This window comes from Jeotgalibacillus marinus, assembly GCF_040801915.1.
Taxonomy (GTDB): Bacteria; Bacillota; Bacilli; order Bacillales; family Jeotgalibacillaceae; genus Jeotgalibacillus; species Jeotgalibacillus marinus.
On record NZ_JBFMIA010000013.1, the window covers coordinates 1 to 15,218 of the forward strand.

The following is a 15,218-nucleotide window of genomic DNA, read 5'->3' on the forward strand; positions in this document are numbered from 1 at the left end:
CATAAACATCAAATGAAACCTTGTCAATAATCGTTTTCCCATTAATCTTTTTCGTCACATCTCTTAGCTGAACAATCGATTTCTGTGTCATATTCAATTCCCCTAAGTTTTTTATTTTTTTCTTGTATCATTTGTTTGAGTTCTTCAAGATCTTCAACCGTATCTATCCCACTTAGCGAGACGTTTTCTTTTCTCTTCATCATATTTTCTACGATGTTCAGCAAGTTGTTCTCTTTTTTTTGCATCATATTTTCTATTACGCTCTTTATTTTCCACATGGTATTTTATACTATATTCAGCGTCGCATTTTTTGCATTTTTGTATTCTACCATCGAATTTATTTGCACTGTTTTTGTTGAATCGTTCTAATCCCTTTATTTCCAAACATCCAGTACATTTTTTTTCCACTATTTTATCGTGCTTATCTAAAACGCACTTGGTGAACCGACCATTCGCACGCTTGATAGCAACTACTCTATACCCTTCTCTCATTTCAAACATCTTTGACAATCCTTTCAGAGTCCGTAAAAGTAAGTCCTGTTCAACAGGATTCGAACGAGTAGCAGTTTTGATCAAACCCTTTTGAATCGGGGTTGCTCTTAAGTTATGTTCTCGCGTTTACTGTAACGCCCTAAGACTTAGAGAATCCTACGATTATCTATGTGTGTCTACACACACACTATCCGCACACACCCCAAATTTGAATAATATCAGAGGGATCTTTTCTCTTCTAATGAAAAATTAAGTATTAAGTAAATCCAGAAAGTAACTGGCGATCCTATGATAAATATCAATCTTATAATCGTACTCGATATTCCAAAAAACTCAGCTATTCCTCCACAAACCCCAAATAACCACTTATCTGTTGAGGATATTTTTAATTTTTCCAAAAAAACTCACCTTTCTTAAAAAAAGAACCGACATTTGTCAATTCTTCTTTTTGTTCGTTAGAAATTGAATATTCCACATCTTTCAGACTAAGACCAGATAAACATCCGCCGTTACCTACATGCAAGAAAAGATTAAAAGTAGATCCTCCAGTAATGACAGTATATTTAAAATTCAGGTTTGAAATTGCAGTTGTTTCTCTTTATCTTTTGCTTTTCCCCTTGCACACTTATCCGCGGTTCCCTCCAAATCACCTATGCATTCTAGTTTTCGATTATTTCAATACTTTGATCCAAAGTGGTCGTTAGCTCTAGATCTTTAGGAATTTCTAGGTAGACTACTTGCAATCCATAATAAGGCTTTCTAATATCTAAATCCTCAAAACCTCCCCCCCTAAATTGGGTGTAAACAAATGGTTTTTTATATGTTGCGTACTTTAGCTCAATCTCAGTTGGATGATATAAATATAATTCATCCTTACCGATGTCGACATTTAAAAAATCGATGTCATCAGAAATGTCTATATTACCTACTGTATATGGTTCTGAATAAAGAGTCACATCAATTTCCCCATCGTTTTCATTCTTGCGCCCAGTAACGACAGTCCAACTTCCAGTATCGCTGTACCCCATATCGATTCTTATCGATTCTTTTTCGTAAGGGAATGTCCAACTTCCTCTTTCAAGAGAAGGGTCTATATAATCAAGATAGTCAAGTTCCGGAATACTATAATCAGTCGTTTTCTCATCTATCTCTATGATCGGATTCTCATCATTTTGTATGATCCAGTTCTCTCTTGGCAGTACTGGTCGTTGAGTCGAATCCTCTTCATTTGTTGGAATCAAGTAATAGATAATCATCGACAAAAATAAAATCATGACGTATCCCCCAAGAATCCAGTGCATTTTTTTCCTGGATATGACTTTTTTACTTGTTGTTTGCCACAACCTTATAAAGACTATGATTATTACAATTAAAGAACCGACGATCAACAGAGGAATAAGCGTCGTCAAAACCGTCATCAGGAACGTCATAAGCGCACCTCCCTTTTAGAAAAAATCATTAGTGCAATTCCATATAATGCTACCGAAGTGACTAAAACTTTCACCCCAAAAATCCAGATCGATTTTTCCATAAAATAAAATTGAAAAAACTGCTCGACAATGAAAGAGCTTTCAAAGACAATTGATATGACAAAAAAAACGGCTGGAAAAATGAGAATGAACAATTTACTTATCTGCGCACATGCACCTACAAAATAACCAAATGCACCTACTAAAACTAAATAAAGAAACGCTCCACAAGTAGCCAAAACTATTTCACTTAGTGACCCAACAGCTGCCGTACTGTTTAGCATAGGTACGTTCCTAAGGTGAGTAATAAGAAAAATAAAATAGCCACTCAAAATCGCTGTTATCGTTCCAGTCATGGCCGCTGTCAATAAAAAAGCAATATTTGATAACTGGCTACTTAATCGATTTGTCACAAAAGAGTAATCTTCATATCGATAAGCTTTTGATGTTAACAGGATCGCTGTCGTAAACACCCAAAGCATCGTAAAGACTACCACAATATCGATTGAATAATAGGACACCCAAATATTCACTTGCCCATTGCCTGTACCGCCTCCCATGCTCCCAAGGAATGAAAAAGCAATCGCAATCAATTGCACAATAATAAGTGATTTAATGGCATCAGCGTACGAAAATAACTTATATACATATTGCTTTCCTACGACACTCCCAAGGCTAACCTTCGTTAAAGGCATTAGCCATTCCTCCTTTATTTTGATCCATCATCAACGATTTGATAGCAACTGTATTCGAAGTTAATTTGTAAACATACTGTCTCCAAACCAACTCACGCAGTCTAATACTTGTTAAAGACATCATCAATTCCTCCCTTGTTCTGATGCGTCAGATAGACACATACATCACTTGCTGTGACAGGAGAAAAGTGAAGGCCCATTCGAGTAGCCTCTGCTTTAAGAGCAGCGGAGAAATGATTTTCAACCACGGCGTAGGATGTCCCTGGAGACAAAGAACGACAATGAATGACTTGTTGTTCTGCTGTCCATTGCGTGATGGCAGCTTCGGGTCCTTGCACCCCAATCGCATACTCCTTCAATTCTTCTACAGGCTTATGCAGGTGCTTTTCTCCATTTTTGATCAACAACACTTCTTCAATTAAGTCATCAATTTCATCCAGATGATGACTGGAGATTAAAATGGTTCGTGGATGTTCAAGATAATCTTTTAACAGCGCACGATAAAAGTCTTTTCGAACTGAAGCATCCATACCAGTTGTTGGTTCATCGAATATAGTTAGGGCACAGCGAGAGGAAAGCCCAACGATCGCGTTGAACGTATTTTTTTGACCTTTTGATAAACGATTGTAGTGCTGTTTTGGCTGCAACGAGAAATAGTCAAACAGTCGATTTGCTAACTGCGCATTCCACTTTTCATAAAAACGGCTATTTTGATGCAGGATATCCACAAGTGTAAGAGAAGTCGGGTAATTCATATATTCGTCGATATAAATACTGTTTGCTGAAACAAGCAAGCTATTAAACGGTTTTTCTTCAAATACCTTTACTTCGCCTTTCGTTTCGCGAAAAAATCCTGCGAGAATTTTAAGAAGTGTCGTTTTACCAGCACCATTTCGGCCAATAATTCCTGTAATTGTATTTTCTTTGATCGTAAAAGAAAGATTAATCAAGGCATTGAAACGACCGTATGTTTTCGTTAATTGATTGCATTCAATAACATTCATCCTTCCCCCCCCTCTCGATTGCCTCCAGCTTCTTGTATCATCGTGAATAATTCTTTTTCGCCTACTTGTAAATGAGCCGCTTCCTCTACAATTTCTTGGACTAATTTCTTTAATGTATGGTTGATTCGTTTGTGTCTGATCATGTTATGTGCTTCGTCTGATACAAACATTCCTAACCCCCGCTTTTTATATAAAATTTGTTCATCGACTAGCATGGTTAATCCTTTTCCTGCTGTTGCTGGATTGATGTTGAACATATCTGCCAACTGGTATTGCGAATAAACTTTATCATCTGGCTTAAAGTCCCCCTGAAGTATCTCCCTTTCAATCCATTCTGCGATTTGAACATAAATTGGTTTGGTCCCATCGGTATTGAGAATCAACGCCACACCCCCTATCCAACATAGTGCATTAGTGTTGTAATGTAGTGTATTATATTTTCTTAAAAATGGCAAGTGAAATTTTTATCCGCGCATGATGTCCTTTGGCCTATCATTTACAGCATAAAAAAACACCACCCGCGAATCGTTTCGCAAGTGGTGTCAAATTTCTCTAAATCGTTACTCTTCAAAGTCAAAGTCAATTGGTTCATCAGTTTCTGATATTACAAATCCAGATAAATCAACAATTTTTATTGTAGGTTCTTCGTTTTTATAATAGTCAGAGCGGTTATAGAATTGTCTAACAATCTCACCCATTAAAACTGTTATAGAATTTTCCAAAGACTCTCCGTCTGAGTTATTTACCGTCATGACAATCTCTTTATCATTAGTCATCTCAACTGTATTAAAAACTACTTCCCCGTCTTCACCATCTGGTTCAGTAAAATAATCTAGTAGTTGATCAAATTGTTTTTTTGATAGATGGAGATTTTCCCAGTCTTCTTCAGTTAGATTATCCATATCTAGCTCATCTAAATCTAAATCCTCCTCTGATTCATTATCGTCTTCATTATTAGAGGATTGGTTTGTTTCCGAAGTTCCCTGATCATTTTGGTCATCAGCTTCTTTCGATTCATCTGCACCACATGCGCTAAGTACTAGTAATAATGCTAGTACTAATAAAGAGGTAATTTTTTTCATAAAATATCCTTCTCCCTTAAAAAATAATATATTTTAAAACTCTCTAATTGTTCTTTAATAGTATAAATTATATTGTATGGTAATACTAGCATATTTTGTTATCAGCTTGATGTTGAACATATCTGCCAACTGGTGACGTAGTAAAATTTTTTATCCGCGTTTATTAAGTGGTTATCCGCGCTTACTACATGTTTATCCGTGTTTGCAATTAGTTTATCCGCGTATGATGTCATTTGACCTATCATTTGCACCATAAAAAAACACCACCTGCGAATCTTTTCGCAAGTGGCAGTGAACTATGAGCGTCTTCAACGATGTATAACTGGCCTACTTTGTTGCACAGCTACGAGTGCTTGTTTAATATCTGCTAGTAGATCATCCACGTGTTCTAACCCAACGGATAAACGTAAAAGCCCGTCAGTAATGCCTCTTTTTTCTCGTTCAACCACTGGCATTGCCGCATGAGACATGGTAGCAGGATAAGATAAAATAGATTCAACTGCACCGAGGCTGACGGCAAATACAGGTATTTTCATGCGATTCACAAAAATTCTTGCACAATTCTTTGATGCCAAGCGGAATGATACGACTGCGCCCGCTCCTGTTGCTTGACGCTTATGGATCGGGTATCCTGCATGGAACGAAAAACCTGGATAATACACTTCTTCAATTGCTGGATGATGATGGAGGTACTGAGCTATTTCCCTTGCTGATTCAGATGACTGCTTTAATCGGACACTCAACGTTTTCATTCCTCTAAGAAGTAACCAACAATCTTGCACACCTAAAATCGTTCCGCATGAATTTTGAATGAATGCCATCCGTTTACCAAGAGCTTCATCTTTTGCTACCGCGAGACCTGCCACCACATCACTATGACCGGACAAAAACTTAGTTGCACTATGCAATACAAGGTCTGCCCCTAAATCAAGCGGTTTTTGAAGTAAGGGAGTCATGAACGTATTATCCACAAACGTTAAGCACCCATTTGCTTTTGCAATCTTTGCAACTCCTTCAATATCTGTAATATTCAAGCAAGGATTTGACGGTGTTTCTATATAGATTACTTTGGTGTTCGGACGAACATTTCGCGCTGTTTCATCCATATCGGTCATATCAATAAAAGTGTGATCAATACCGAATTGAGTCAACACCTCTGTGATCACACGAAATGCACCGCCATACACGTCTTTTGAGACGAGCACGTGATCACCAGCTGATAACAGCATAAACGCTGATGAAATGGCCGCCATTCCCGATGCAAAAGCAAACCCTCGTGATCCACCTTCAAGCTCAGCAATTGCTTCTTCAAGTGCCTGCCTTGTTGGATTTCCTGAACGACTGTAGTCAAATTGTCCAAATTCATCGATAGATTCTTGATGATAAGTGGATGAATAATATAGCGGAACGTTTACAGCTCCTGTTTGTTTATCCCGAAATTGTGGCTGATGTAGCAATTTCGTTTCAAACTCATGGTTTGTCATATCACTGTTTCCTTTTTTTGCACGATGGCAAGTGCTCGTGCCAAATCTTGTGTAAGATCATCGATATGCTCAATGCCAACCGAAAATCTCAATAAGCGATCACAAACTCCTCGTTTATGCCTTTCATCTACCGGAATGTCCGCATGTGTTTGAGTCGCTGGGTACGTAACAAAGCTCTCGATCCCACCTAAACTTTCAGCAAATGTAATCAGCTGTAATGACCGTAAAAATGGGTCAATCCACTCTTCCTTTTCTAAGCGAAATGACACCATGCCACCAATTCCTGGATACAACACATCTGTAATGCCAGCCTGTTCCGCTAAAAACGCTGTGACCTGTTTTGCATTTTCTTGATGACGATCCATTCTAAGTGATAACGTCTTGAGACCCCTCACTAAAAGCCAACAATCAATCGGCCCTAAAACAGCCCCTGCCCCTTTATGAAAGGTCAATAGGCGTTCACATGTCTCCGTCCCTTTCGCTACAACCAAACCAGCTAACACATCATTGTGGCCCCCAATATATTTCGTTGCACTATGAATGACGATGTCTGCACCCAACGTTAATGGCTTTTGTAGGTAAGGGGTTAAAAATGTATTATCTACAATCGTCAATAAGTGGTGATCCCTTGCAAGACCCGCGACCGCTTTGATATCTGACATGTGCATCAATGGGTTTGTCGGTGTTTCAACAAAAATGGCTCGTGTATTCTCACATATCGATTCAGTTAGTTGGTCGATATCATTCGTATCAACATACCTTGTTTGAATGCCATATGCTTCTTCATAATGCTCGAGTAAACGATACGTTCCACCATAAATATCATCTGATGCGAGGAGCACATCTCCATGTTTAAATAGAGACAACACAAGTTGAATCGCTGCCATCCCAGAACTAGTCGCAAACCCTTCATCCCCTTGCTCAAGCTTCGCGATCCCCTCCTCTAAAACAGCACGAGTCGGATTTTTCGTCCGTGTATAATCATAACCAGTCGATTCACCAATTCCATCATGGCGATAAGCCGTCGAAAAATAAACAGGCGGATTAACTGTCCCAGTCGTTTGTTCACTACGATTCCCTAATTGTGCAAATTGCGTTTCTAGATGGTAACTCATCAGCACTTCCTCCTCGATCATCAAAAAATCGTTGTAAGATCGCTTTCGTTCAATAAAGTATTTAGCAAACAAAAACGTATTTTCAAAAAAAACGAAAAAGGACCTTCTCATAAGAAGAAGGTCCGAATAGGCATTCGTGGTTCTCCTTATCACTCAGTTTTTATAACCTGCTGGAATTAGCACCGTGCCAAATGCGGCTGGTTGCTGAGGTGTCAAAGGGCCAGTCCCTCAACCTCTCTAGATAAGTTGTATGCTATTTTGTTATATTCAGAATTATTTGTTGTTTTATACTTTACAACAACTTGGGAAAATAATCAAGAGAACATGTGAAAATGATGGATTTTTTCGAATAAAAAAACCACCTCCCGCTACACAATGTGGGAGATGGTATGAGAAGAGGCGTCGCTTTTACTCGATAACTTTTGAGATCACATCATCTGAATCCGTTCGAAACGATCAATGAATAAAGAGGTAACTATACTTTTTTTATTCAGGATACATTTTCAATATCTCTTTTGCTTGTAGACGCATTCTGTCTATTAAATACTTGGGCTCCTTTATCTGTACGTCTGTTCCTAGCCTATAAAATAGTGGAGTGATAAAAGAAATCTCGTTTTCTTCTATGGGTGAATCAATATAGCCAGTTCCATCTTCCTTCGTTTCTACACAGCCTTCTAGCCAAGGAACACTTTTACATTGACGTACCCCTTCTCTTGTTAGTAGAGCATACAAACGAATAGGATTTGTTACTTCAGTCGAATCAAACCATTCTTCTAAATTCATAAATTCCTCTTCATTTGTTTCTTTTAATTGTATAGAAAGAACACGATCTGCACGAAATAGTAATATTTTTTGTTTATTGTAATCATAAGCTGGAAGGTACCATAATCCATCATGTGCATATATACCAATTGGGCGTATATATTTTGTTGTAATTCCAGATTTAGAGTCATACTGAATAGATAAATTTTTATTTAACATAGACGCTTCTAACAAATCATTTAGATAAGGGGTATCTATACTTCTTTTTGGGTTCCAAAAAGATATATAAGAACGCATTTTATCTACTTTTATTTTCGCATCGTTTGAAAGCGAATTATATAATTTATGTGCGACAGCGCTAATTTCTGTATCAAAAGGAAGCGAACGATAGTAGCTTAAAGACTGAAAAGCAAAAAAGATCGAAACAGCCTCTTCTTCTGTAAATAAAATAGGAGGAAGCATCCTATTTTCTAAAACGGTATATCCACCATGTCTCCCCTGTTCAGCATAAATCGGTAGACCCATATCACTTAAATCTAACAAATATCGATGAATGGTTCGTACTGATATTTCAAATTCATCAGCTAATTCTTGAGCTGTAAATTTTCTTTTCGTCTTAACAAACATGAGTATGTCTAATAAACGTTTTGCTTTTGACATATTTCTCACCTTTCTTGTTTTAACCGTCAATCGTTGTCATGTTTTAGGGGTAGTATAATACATACTTTATTACTTTATCAATAAAGTACATTCTAGAGAGAAGAAGGAGACTTAATATGTCCAGAGAAATTGCTTTAAAAGGGAAAATAGCTGTAGTTGCGGGCGGAACTCGTGGAGCTGGTCGGGGTATTTCAGTTAAATTAGGTGAAGCTGGTGCAACAGTATATGTTACTGGAAGAACGACTAATAGTAATCAGTCACCAATGGGGCGTAAAGAAACGATTGAAGAGACAGCAGAATTAGTAACTAAAGCTGGTGGAACTGGAATACCTGTAAAAGTAGATCATACGGTTGAATCAGATGTAATAAGTTTATTTGATAAAATAAAAAAGGAACATGGTCGACTTGATATTTTAGTAAATGATATTTGGGGTGGGGACCCTCTTACTGAATGGGGGAAACCAATAGGAACTCACGATTTAAATAACGGGCTGCAAATTCAAAAACAAGCTGTCCAATCACATATAGTTACTGCTCATTATAGTATTCCTTTATTTAGAGAAAATAAGAAAGGTCTCATTATTGAAATTACTGATGGTGTAGATTATAAACCTCGTGGGAACTTCTATTATAGTCTTGCGAAAATATCGAATATACACATGGCTCAAGCAATGGCACAGGACTTAAAAGATTTTAATATAACTGCAATTGCAGTTACCCCAGGGTTTTTAAGATCAGAAGCAATGCTCGAATATTTTGGAGTAACAGAAGAAAATTGGAAAGAGGGAGCTAAAGATGATCCGCATTTTATTGCTTCTGAAACCCCATCTTATATTGGTGAAGCAATAAAATGTCTTGCTTCAGATCCTAAAATAGCTTCAAAAACAGGTGGAGTATATAGTACGTGGGAACTTTCTGAAGTATATGGATTTAAAGATATTGACGGCACACAACCACACTGGGGTAAATACTATAAGAATAATGTAGAAACATGAATGAACTACCTAAAAAAGAAGAAGATTTTCCGAGCGCTGAACAATTAGATATGTACTTTCTGTTTTATGATGTAAGCCTGGAGAATTGAAGGACGAGGACGAAATAACACAAGAAGCAGTGACAAAGGCAAGTAGAAGATAGATAGTTATTTGTTTATCTTTCCTCCTTGCCGTGGAGCATAGCTTTTTTATGGTTCTGGTGTAAGATTATCATTCTATGTGTATTTAATACTAATATTAATACCCTTTATGTACAACGACGTAACAAAACAACCCTCTAGCACCCACCCTGGTTCAATGATCGGTCGTCTTCTAGTCGTATATGATTAAAAACCCCGTGCCAAAATGAGCGAACGAAAATCAATCATTATGCTAATTTTTTCTACTCCAAAACGTTACAACAAGTGTTCCTGAGACATTGTGCCATATACTGAAAATGGCGCTTGGTACTGCCGCTACTGGATTAAAGTGGGCAGCAGCAAGCGTTGCTCCAAGCCCTGAGTTTTGCATGCCAACTTCAACAGCAATCGCTTTTTGACTCGCCAAATCAAGCTTTAACGCTTTTGCAAGGGTAAATCCGATCAACAAGCCAAGTCCATTATGTATCACCACGATTGAGAAAATGAGCAAGCCCGATGTGACGATTTGCTCCTTGCTCCCCCCAACAATTGAGCCTATGATCGCTACAATAGCAATAACAGAAACTAATGGCATGACAGGGATTGCCTTTTCAACTTTTTCTTTTAATAACGAACGTACACCAATACCCAAAACAACAGGGATCAGCACTACTTGGACAACAGACATGAACATGCCAAAAAACGACACATCCAGCCACTGACTAGCAAAAACAAAGATAAGTGCAGGTGTTAAAATTGGTGCAAGTAACGTAGAGACAGACGTAATAGCAACTGACAATGCTGTATTTCCTTTCGCTAAATACGTAATCACATTCGATGCGGTTCCTCCAGGGCAACAACCTACTAAAATAACTCCAACAGCAAGTTCAGGTGGAAGTTGAAATAGAGTCGCTAACCCAAATGCAAGTAGCGGCATGATCGTGTATTGCGCTGCTACTCCGATGAACACACTTTTCGGTTGTCTTGCGACGGCTTTAAAATCTTGAACCGTTAGCGTCATGCCCATTCCAAACATAATAATGCCAAGCAAAATGGTTATGTATGGTCCAATCCATGTAAATCCAGAAGGAAAGAAGAAAGCAATAACCCCTATGAGTAACACCCAAAACGCAAATGTATTTCCTGCAAAACGACTTGCTTTTACCAACCCACTAATAATGGCCACTCCTCACATAAACGAATTTAACCATTATAAACTAAATTAGTTGTTTATTCGATCTATTACGAAAAAATATTCCTCTTTCTTAATCATTCGCACGCTCCATACTTGTCAGAATAACTCAATAAGCGTTATACTTCACCTATAATTAAACGAAGAGAGGATGGGAAACAAATGATGAGAATAGGTGTAATTGGCACTAATTGGATCACCGATAGATTCATCAACGCTTCACAAGATGTTGAATCTGCTAAAATAACAGCCGTCTGTTCCAGATCACAAGAAAAAGGCGATGAATTTGCGAAGAAGCATGGTATTCCAAACGTTTATACTTCCATTCAAGCTCTCTGTCAGAGTGGTGAAATTGATGGCGTTTATATTGCAACACCAAACGCAGTCCATCATGAACAAACAATTGAATGTTTAGAAGCTGGAATACCTGTTCTTTGCGAAAAGCCACTAACAGCTACCTATGAACTCGCGGAAAAAATGATCCAAACGTCTAGACAAAATGGTGTGCTTTTAATGGAAGCAATGAAATCCACTGTCATGCCAAATTTTAAGAGAGTGAAAGAATTATTGCCGACACTCGGAACAATTCGTCAATACAGCGCACACTTTAGCCGCTACTCCTCCCGTTATGATCAATTTAAACAAGGGAAAATTGAAAATGCCTTTAAACCTGAAATGGCAAATGGCTCGGTTATGGACCTCGGCGTTTACACAATATATCCGTTAATCGCACTTTTCGGTATGCCTAAAGAAGTAAAAGCAATCAGCACCAACCTTCATACTGGGGTAGATGGGCAAGGTATGGTCCTTTTAAGTTACGCTGACATGGATGCTGTCGTAACATTCTCTAAAATTACTGATAGCTACTTACCAAGTGAAATTTCCGGTGAAAATGCAGCATTACATATTTCACATATTAGTGGTCCAGACAATGTCCTAAAAATCACTAAGGGTGGGGAACGTGAGGACCTGACAGTTGCTCAACCGAAAGCTTCTATGGCCTATGAACTTGAAGAGTTTGTTCACGCATTTGAAAATGGACAAATCGAATCATCAACCAATACTCACGAGCTATCTTTAAATGTAGTAGCCCTCATGCAAACGATCCGTCAACAAACTGGCGTCTCCTATCCGTTAGATTAATAGAATGAAGGGTACAGTCACTCATCTACTGAGTGGCTGTTTTTATTTTTGAAAGAACTTAAAGATATTCTTTCCCATTCCCCACCCACCTCTTTTAACCAAGTCCACCAATACCTTGTACTTGCTCTATACCTAACTTGAATGCTATCTTTTTAAAGGATAAATATATAGGAGGCTTTTTTTGTGAATAGTTTTTGGAGTAAAAAAAGATGGGCATTGACAGCAACTATTATGTCAATGGCTCTTTTAGCTGCTTGTGGCAGTGATAACACAGGAGAAGGCGTGCTAACAGTTGCCACTTCAGGCACTCTCTATCCTACTTCGTATTATGAATCAGGATCTGATGAGCTAACAGGCTTTGAAGTCGAAGTTGTACGGGAAATGGCAAGCCGTCTTGGCCTTGAAGTGGAGTTTAAAGAAATGGGTTTAGATGGCATGTTAAAGTCTGTGAGTACGGGTCAAGTCGACATCGCTGCAAATGATATTGAAATTACCGATGAGCGTGCAGAAAAAGTAGCGTTTTCGACACCGATCAAACATTCATACGGAACAGCAATCGTTCGTACAGATGATCTATCAGGCATCAAAACATTTGAAGACTTAAAAGATAAGCGTGCTGCTGGTGCTGCGACATCTATTTATATGGACCTTGCGCGTGAATATGGTGCGGAAGAAGTTATTTATGATAACGCAACAAACGAACTATATTTACGTGATGTTGCAGTTGGTAATACAGATGTCATTTTAAATGATTACTTTCTTCAAACGATTGCCCTAGAAGCATTTCCAGAACTTGAAATCACCATCCATCCCGACCTTAAATACGTTCCTTCAGAAGCTGCAATGGTCATGGATAAAGAAAACAGTGAGCTAACTGAACAGGTTAATCGTGTTCTTGGTGAAATGCTAGAAGACGGAACGATTGCCGAAATTTCTAGTGAATTTTTTGCTGGAGCAGACGTAACACAAGAGCCAGACTTTGATTTTGATGAGTAGTAAAGAAAAGGTGAAGCAAGATGAGTGATATTAAATGGCATCTTATATTTGATCCTCAATTGGCAGTAGAGTCTTTTCCATATGTCATGGAAGGTGTTTGGTATACCATTCTCATTTCACTAGTGAGTATGGGAGTTGGACTTGTCATTGGATTTTTCCTTGCGATCGCACGTACATCTAAATACTTCATCCTGCGCTTGCCAACGCGCATATACATTTCGTTTATGCGTGGCGTGCCCATTTTGGTCATATTATTCATGCTTTACTTTGGTCTGCCAATTATCGGTCTTCAACCCTCTGCGTTACAAGCTGCACTGATTGCCTTTAGCATAAATAGTGCGGCCTATATTGCAGAAATTATCCGCTCTGCTTTATCATCAGTCGATAAAGGACAGTGGGAATCGTCAAAAGCATTAGGCATGACCTATTGGCAAACGATGTTCGGTGTAATCTTGCCACAATCCATACGTATTGCCACCCCTCCGCTAGCAAACGTTCAACTTGATATTATCAAAGCCTCTTCTCTCGCTGCCATGATTACCGTGCCTGAAATTTTTCAAAAAGCACGAATCGTTGGTGGTCGTGAGTTTGATTTTTTGACCATGTACATCGTTGTTGCTTTTATCTACTGGGGGTTATGTTCTGCTATGACCGTATTACAGAACTACTTAGAAAAAAGATATGAACAGTATCTTTAAAGGAAAAAACTGCCAGGTCGACTGGCAGCTTTTTTATGTAAGAATTCATCCCATAAAAATCAGATAGGTGGCAATGAAATAACCAACAACGATTAGTATTGAAGGCATCACGTAAGAAACAGTAGAGGTATTTTTTTTACGCATTAACGAAATGACGAGAAAGACAGATAAAAAGGTCACTACCGTAGCGGTAATTTGGTGTGATGGTGCAACATTTGCTAGGATCGAACCTGTTCGATAGGCGCTGTCTGCTCCCACAAGAATTAACATGTTAAAAATATTACTTCCAAGGATTGACCCGACCGCTAAATTAATATTTCTTAATTTTAACGCAACTAATACGGCCACTGCTTCAGGCAATGATGTAGTCGCTGCCATAAGGAAACTGCCAATGAAGGTAGATCCAAGTCCTGTTATCTCCGCAATTTTATCCCCGGATATAGACAACAACGTTCCCGCACCCATGATGGCCACTGCTGCAATAACAAAACTTAGTGCAGCTCGTCTTACTGGTGTAGTTGAGTGGGAATCATCAACTACTTCCTCTTCAAAATCTGGAACCATCACTTTATCATCAGATGATCCTTTTGACATTCTACTTATCACATATATGCCTGTCCCATAAACAAACGCAACCAGCAGTGAATCTACGCCTACACCGAGCACCATATAATCTACTTTACGTACCAACCCAACAAGCGTCATTGCAGTTAGAGCTAGTCCCAACCCTGCGGTATATAAGTGACCGGTATTTGCTAGTTGATACAATCGTTTTTTTCTATAATAAATATCAAAGCAAGCAATAATAAAGATATTAAACATATTTGAACCTAACATATTCCCTACTGCAATATCTGGATTTGCGATTATTACAGCAGAAAGGCTCGCCGTTACCTCTGGTAGTGACGTCGCACCACCTAGCAACAGCGTTCCAACAAGTAATCCACCAAGAGCAGTTTTTTGACTTAACACATCTGCGTTGTTGGACAACTCAATCGCTGCTAAAACCGTAATGATTGCCGACAGTCCAAAAATTATAAAATCCATTCCCTACCCCCCTTATAGAAAATCCCCCTACCAAATCATCACTTATCATATGATTTTATTAACCAATCGTCCTTCTCATTACATTTTTTAAAAATCGCACCTATCTTTTTAAAGGAGATTTCGTATTCACGGCAAAATTGCACATGGTTGAACGCGTTAAGACAGCTGAGTACTCGTGGTGATATACCAAATCCATCCATTCCTAAAATGCATTTACTAATTCCATTCAGGAAATGTTATAATGAAACCTTTGTTAGCCTCTTAA

Annotated in this window: 17 protein-coding genes and 1 riboswitch; of the genes, 4 read left to right on the forward strand and 13 right to left on the reverse strand. The window is 38.4% G+C overall.

Features of this window, described 5'->3' with window-relative positions; genetic code table 11:
• Positions 1 to 153 precede the first annotated feature (153 nt).
• From AB1471_RS12570 to AB1471_RS12620, 11 genes are all read right to left on the reverse strand, one after another.
• The gene (locus tag AB1471_RS12570) at positions 154 to 501 is read right to left on the reverse strand and encodes a hypothetical protein (protein WP_367780116.1); all 348 of its coding nucleotides are present in this window, start codon (positions 499 to 501) and stop codon (positions 154 to 156) included.
• Between the two features lie 209 nt (positions 502 to 710).
• Complete coding sequence (locus tag AB1471_RS12575; protein ID WP_367780117.1) at positions 711 to 890, reverse strand: PspC domain-containing protein; 180 nt, start codon at positions 888 to 890, stop codon at positions 711 to 713.
• Between the two features lie 261 nt (positions 891 to 1,151).
• Positions 1,152 to 1,766 (reverse strand): hypothetical protein, encoded by a 615-nt coding sequence (locus AB1471_RS12580; RefSeq protein WP_367780118.1) that lies wholly within the window; start codon positions 1,764 to 1,766, stop codon positions 1,152 to 1,154.
• Positions 1,767 to 1,918: 152 nt separating this feature from the next.
• Positions 1,919 to 2,656: a hypothetical protein gene (locus tag AB1471_RS12585; RefSeq protein WP_367780120.1), complete on the reverse strand. Its 738-nt coding sequence runs from the start codon at positions 2,654 to 2,656 to the stop codon at positions 1,919 to 1,921.
• Complete coding sequence (locus tag AB1471_RS12590) at positions 2,637 to 2,777, reverse strand: hypothetical protein (protein WP_367780121.1); 141 nt, start codon at positions 2,775 to 2,777, stop codon at positions 2,637 to 2,639. Before AB1471_RS12590 ends, AB1471_RS12585 begins: the two co-directional genes overlap by 20 nt.
• Positions 2,758 to 3,660, reverse strand: a complete 903-nt coding sequence (locus AB1471_RS12595) for an ABC transporter ATP-binding protein (RefSeq protein WP_367780122.1) — start codon at positions 3,658 to 3,660, stop codon at positions 2,758 to 2,760. The genes AB1471_RS12590 and AB1471_RS12595 overlap by 20 nt, the downstream gene beginning before the upstream one ends.
• Positions 3,657 to 4,043 carry a GntR family transcriptional regulator gene (locus tag AB1471_RS12600; protein ID WP_367780123.1) on the reverse strand — a complete coding sequence of 129 codons (387 nt, stop codon included), beginning with the start codon at positions 4,041 to 4,043 and terminating at the stop codon, positions 3,657 to 3,659. The genes AB1471_RS12595 and AB1471_RS12600 overlap by 4 nt, the downstream gene beginning before the upstream one ends.
• 177 nt (positions 4,044 to 4,220) lie before the next feature.
• Positions 4,221 to 4,742 (reverse strand): hypothetical protein, encoded by a 522-nt coding sequence (locus AB1471_RS12605; protein WP_367780124.1) that lies wholly within the window; start codon positions 4,740 to 4,742, stop codon positions 4,221 to 4,223.
• A gap of 308 nt (positions 4,743 to 5,050) precedes the next feature.
• Positions 5,051 to 6,226, reverse strand: a complete 1,176-nt coding sequence (gene metC, locus AB1471_RS12610; protein ID WP_367780125.1) for a cystathionine beta-lyase — start codon at positions 6,224 to 6,226, stop codon at positions 5,051 to 5,053.
• Positions 6,223 to 7,341, reverse strand: a complete 1,119-nt coding sequence (locus AB1471_RS12615; RefSeq protein WP_367780126.1) for a methionine biosynthesis PLP-dependent protein — start codon at positions 7,339 to 7,341, stop codon at positions 6,223 to 6,225. The genes metC and AB1471_RS12615 overlap by 4 nt, the downstream gene beginning before the upstream one ends.
• Positions 7,342 to 7,484: 143 nt before the next feature.
• Positions 7,485 to 7,589: riboswitch (SAM riboswitch) on the reverse strand.
• Between the two features lie 238 nt (positions 7,590 to 7,827).
• Complete coding sequence (locus tag AB1471_RS12620; RefSeq protein ID WP_367780127.1) at positions 7,828 to 8,763, reverse strand: helix-turn-helix transcriptional regulator; 936 nt, start codon at positions 8,761 to 8,763, stop codon at positions 7,828 to 7,830.
• Positions 8,764 to 8,879: 116 nt separating this feature from the next.
• Between AB1471_RS12620 and AB1471_RS12625 the strand changes: the two genes are divergently transcribed.
• Positions 8,880 to 9,758, forward strand: coding sequence for an SDR family oxidoreductase (locus AB1471_RS12625; RefSeq protein ID WP_367780128.1), 879 nt, complete (start codon positions 8,880 to 8,882; stop codon positions 9,756 to 9,758).
• A gap of 372 nt (positions 9,759 to 10,130) precedes the next feature.
• On the opposite strand, the gene AB1471_RS12630 is transcribed toward AB1471_RS12625, so the two are convergent.
• Entirely contained in the window at positions 10,131 to 11,054 is a 924-nt protein-coding gene (locus tag AB1471_RS12630) for a bile acid:sodium symporter family protein (protein ID WP_367780171.1), read from the reverse strand.
• Between the two features lie 177 nt (positions 11,055 to 11,231).
• Between AB1471_RS12630 and AB1471_RS12635 the strand changes: the two genes are divergently transcribed.
• The 3 genes from AB1471_RS12635 to AB1471_RS12645 all read left to right on the forward strand — a co-directional run bounded on the left by AB1471_RS12635 (position 11,232) and on the right by AB1471_RS12645 (position 13,906).
• Complete coding sequence (locus tag AB1471_RS12635) at positions 11,232 to 12,212, forward strand: Gfo/Idh/MocA family protein (protein ID WP_367780129.1); 981 nt, start codon at positions 11,232 to 11,234, stop codon at positions 12,210 to 12,212.
• Between the two features lie 183 nt (positions 12,213 to 12,395).
• Positions 12,396 to 13,208 (forward strand): transporter substrate-binding domain-containing protein, encoded by an 813-nt coding sequence (locus AB1471_RS12640; RefSeq protein ID WP_437342368.1) that lies wholly within the window; start codon positions 12,396 to 12,398, stop codon positions 13,206 to 13,208.
• 20 nt (positions 13,209 to 13,228) lie between these two features.
• The gene (locus AB1471_RS12645) at positions 13,229 to 13,906 is read left to right on the forward strand and encodes an amino acid ABC transporter permease (protein ID WP_367780130.1); all 678 of its coding nucleotides are present in this window, start codon (positions 13,229 to 13,231) and stop codon (positions 13,904 to 13,906) included.
• A gap of 45 nt (positions 13,907 to 13,951) precedes the next feature.
• Here the strand turns inward: AB1471_RS12645 and AB1471_RS12650 are convergent, their stop codons facing one another.
• Entirely contained in the window at positions 13,952 to 14,953 is a 1,002-nt protein-coding gene (locus AB1471_RS12650) for a calcium:cation antiporter family protein (RefSeq protein WP_367780131.1), read from the reverse strand.
• Positions 14,954 to 15,218: the final 265 nt, after the last annotated feature.

Excerpts from the sequence above, each read along its gene's own strand:
- AB1471_RS12570 (WP_367780116.1), bottom strand. The coding sequence starts at position 501 with ATGTTTGAAATGAGAGAAGGGTATAGAGTAGTTGCTATCAAGCGTGCG.
- AB1471_RS12580 (WP_367780118.1), bottom strand. The coding sequence starts at position 1,766 with ATGATTTTATTTTTGTCGATGATTATCTATTACTTGATTCCAACAAAT.
- AB1471_RS12585 (WP_367780120.1), bottom strand. The coding sequence starts at position 2,656 with ATGCCTTTAACGAAGGTTAGCCTTGGGAGTGTCGTAGGAAAGCAATAT.
- AB1471_RS12590 (WP_367780121.1), bottom strand. The coding sequence starts at position 2,777 with ATGTCTTTAACAAGTATTAGACTGCGTGAGTTGGTTTGGAGACAGTAT.
- AB1471_RS12595 (WP_367780122.1), bottom strand. The coding sequence starts at position 3,660 with ATGAATGTTATTGAATGCAATCAATTAACGAAAACATACGGTCGTTTC.
- AB1471_RS12605 (WP_367780124.1), bottom strand. The coding sequence starts at position 4,742 with ATGAAAAAAATTACCTCTTTATTAGTACTAGCATTATTACTAGTACTT.
- metC (WP_367780125.1), bottom strand. The coding sequence starts at position 6,226 with ATGACAAACCATGAGTTTGAAACGAAATTGCTACATCAGCCACAATTT.
- AB1471_RS12615 (WP_367780126.1), bottom strand. The coding sequence starts at position 7,341 with ATGAGTTACCATCTAGAAACGCAATTTGCACAATTAGGGAATCGTAGT.
- AB1471_RS12620 (WP_367780127.1), bottom strand. The coding sequence starts at position 8,763 with ATGTCAAAAGCAAAACGTTTATTAGACATACTCATGTTTGTTAAGACG.
- AB1471_RS12625 (WP_367780128.1), top strand. The coding sequence starts at position 8,880 with ATGTCCAGAGAAATTGCTTTAAAAGGGAAAATAGCTGTAGTTGCGGGC.
- AB1471_RS12635 (WP_367780129.1), top strand. The coding sequence starts at position 11,232 with ATGATGAGAATAGGTGTAATTGGCACTAATTGGATCACCGATAGATTC.
- AB1471_RS12645 (WP_367780130.1), top strand. The coding sequence starts at position 13,229 with ATGAGTGATATTAAATGGCATCTTATATTTGATCCTCAATTGGCAGTA.
- AB1471_RS12650 (WP_367780131.1), bottom strand. The coding sequence starts at position 14,953 with ATGGATTTTATAATTTTTGGACTGTCGGCAATCATTACGGTTTTAGCA.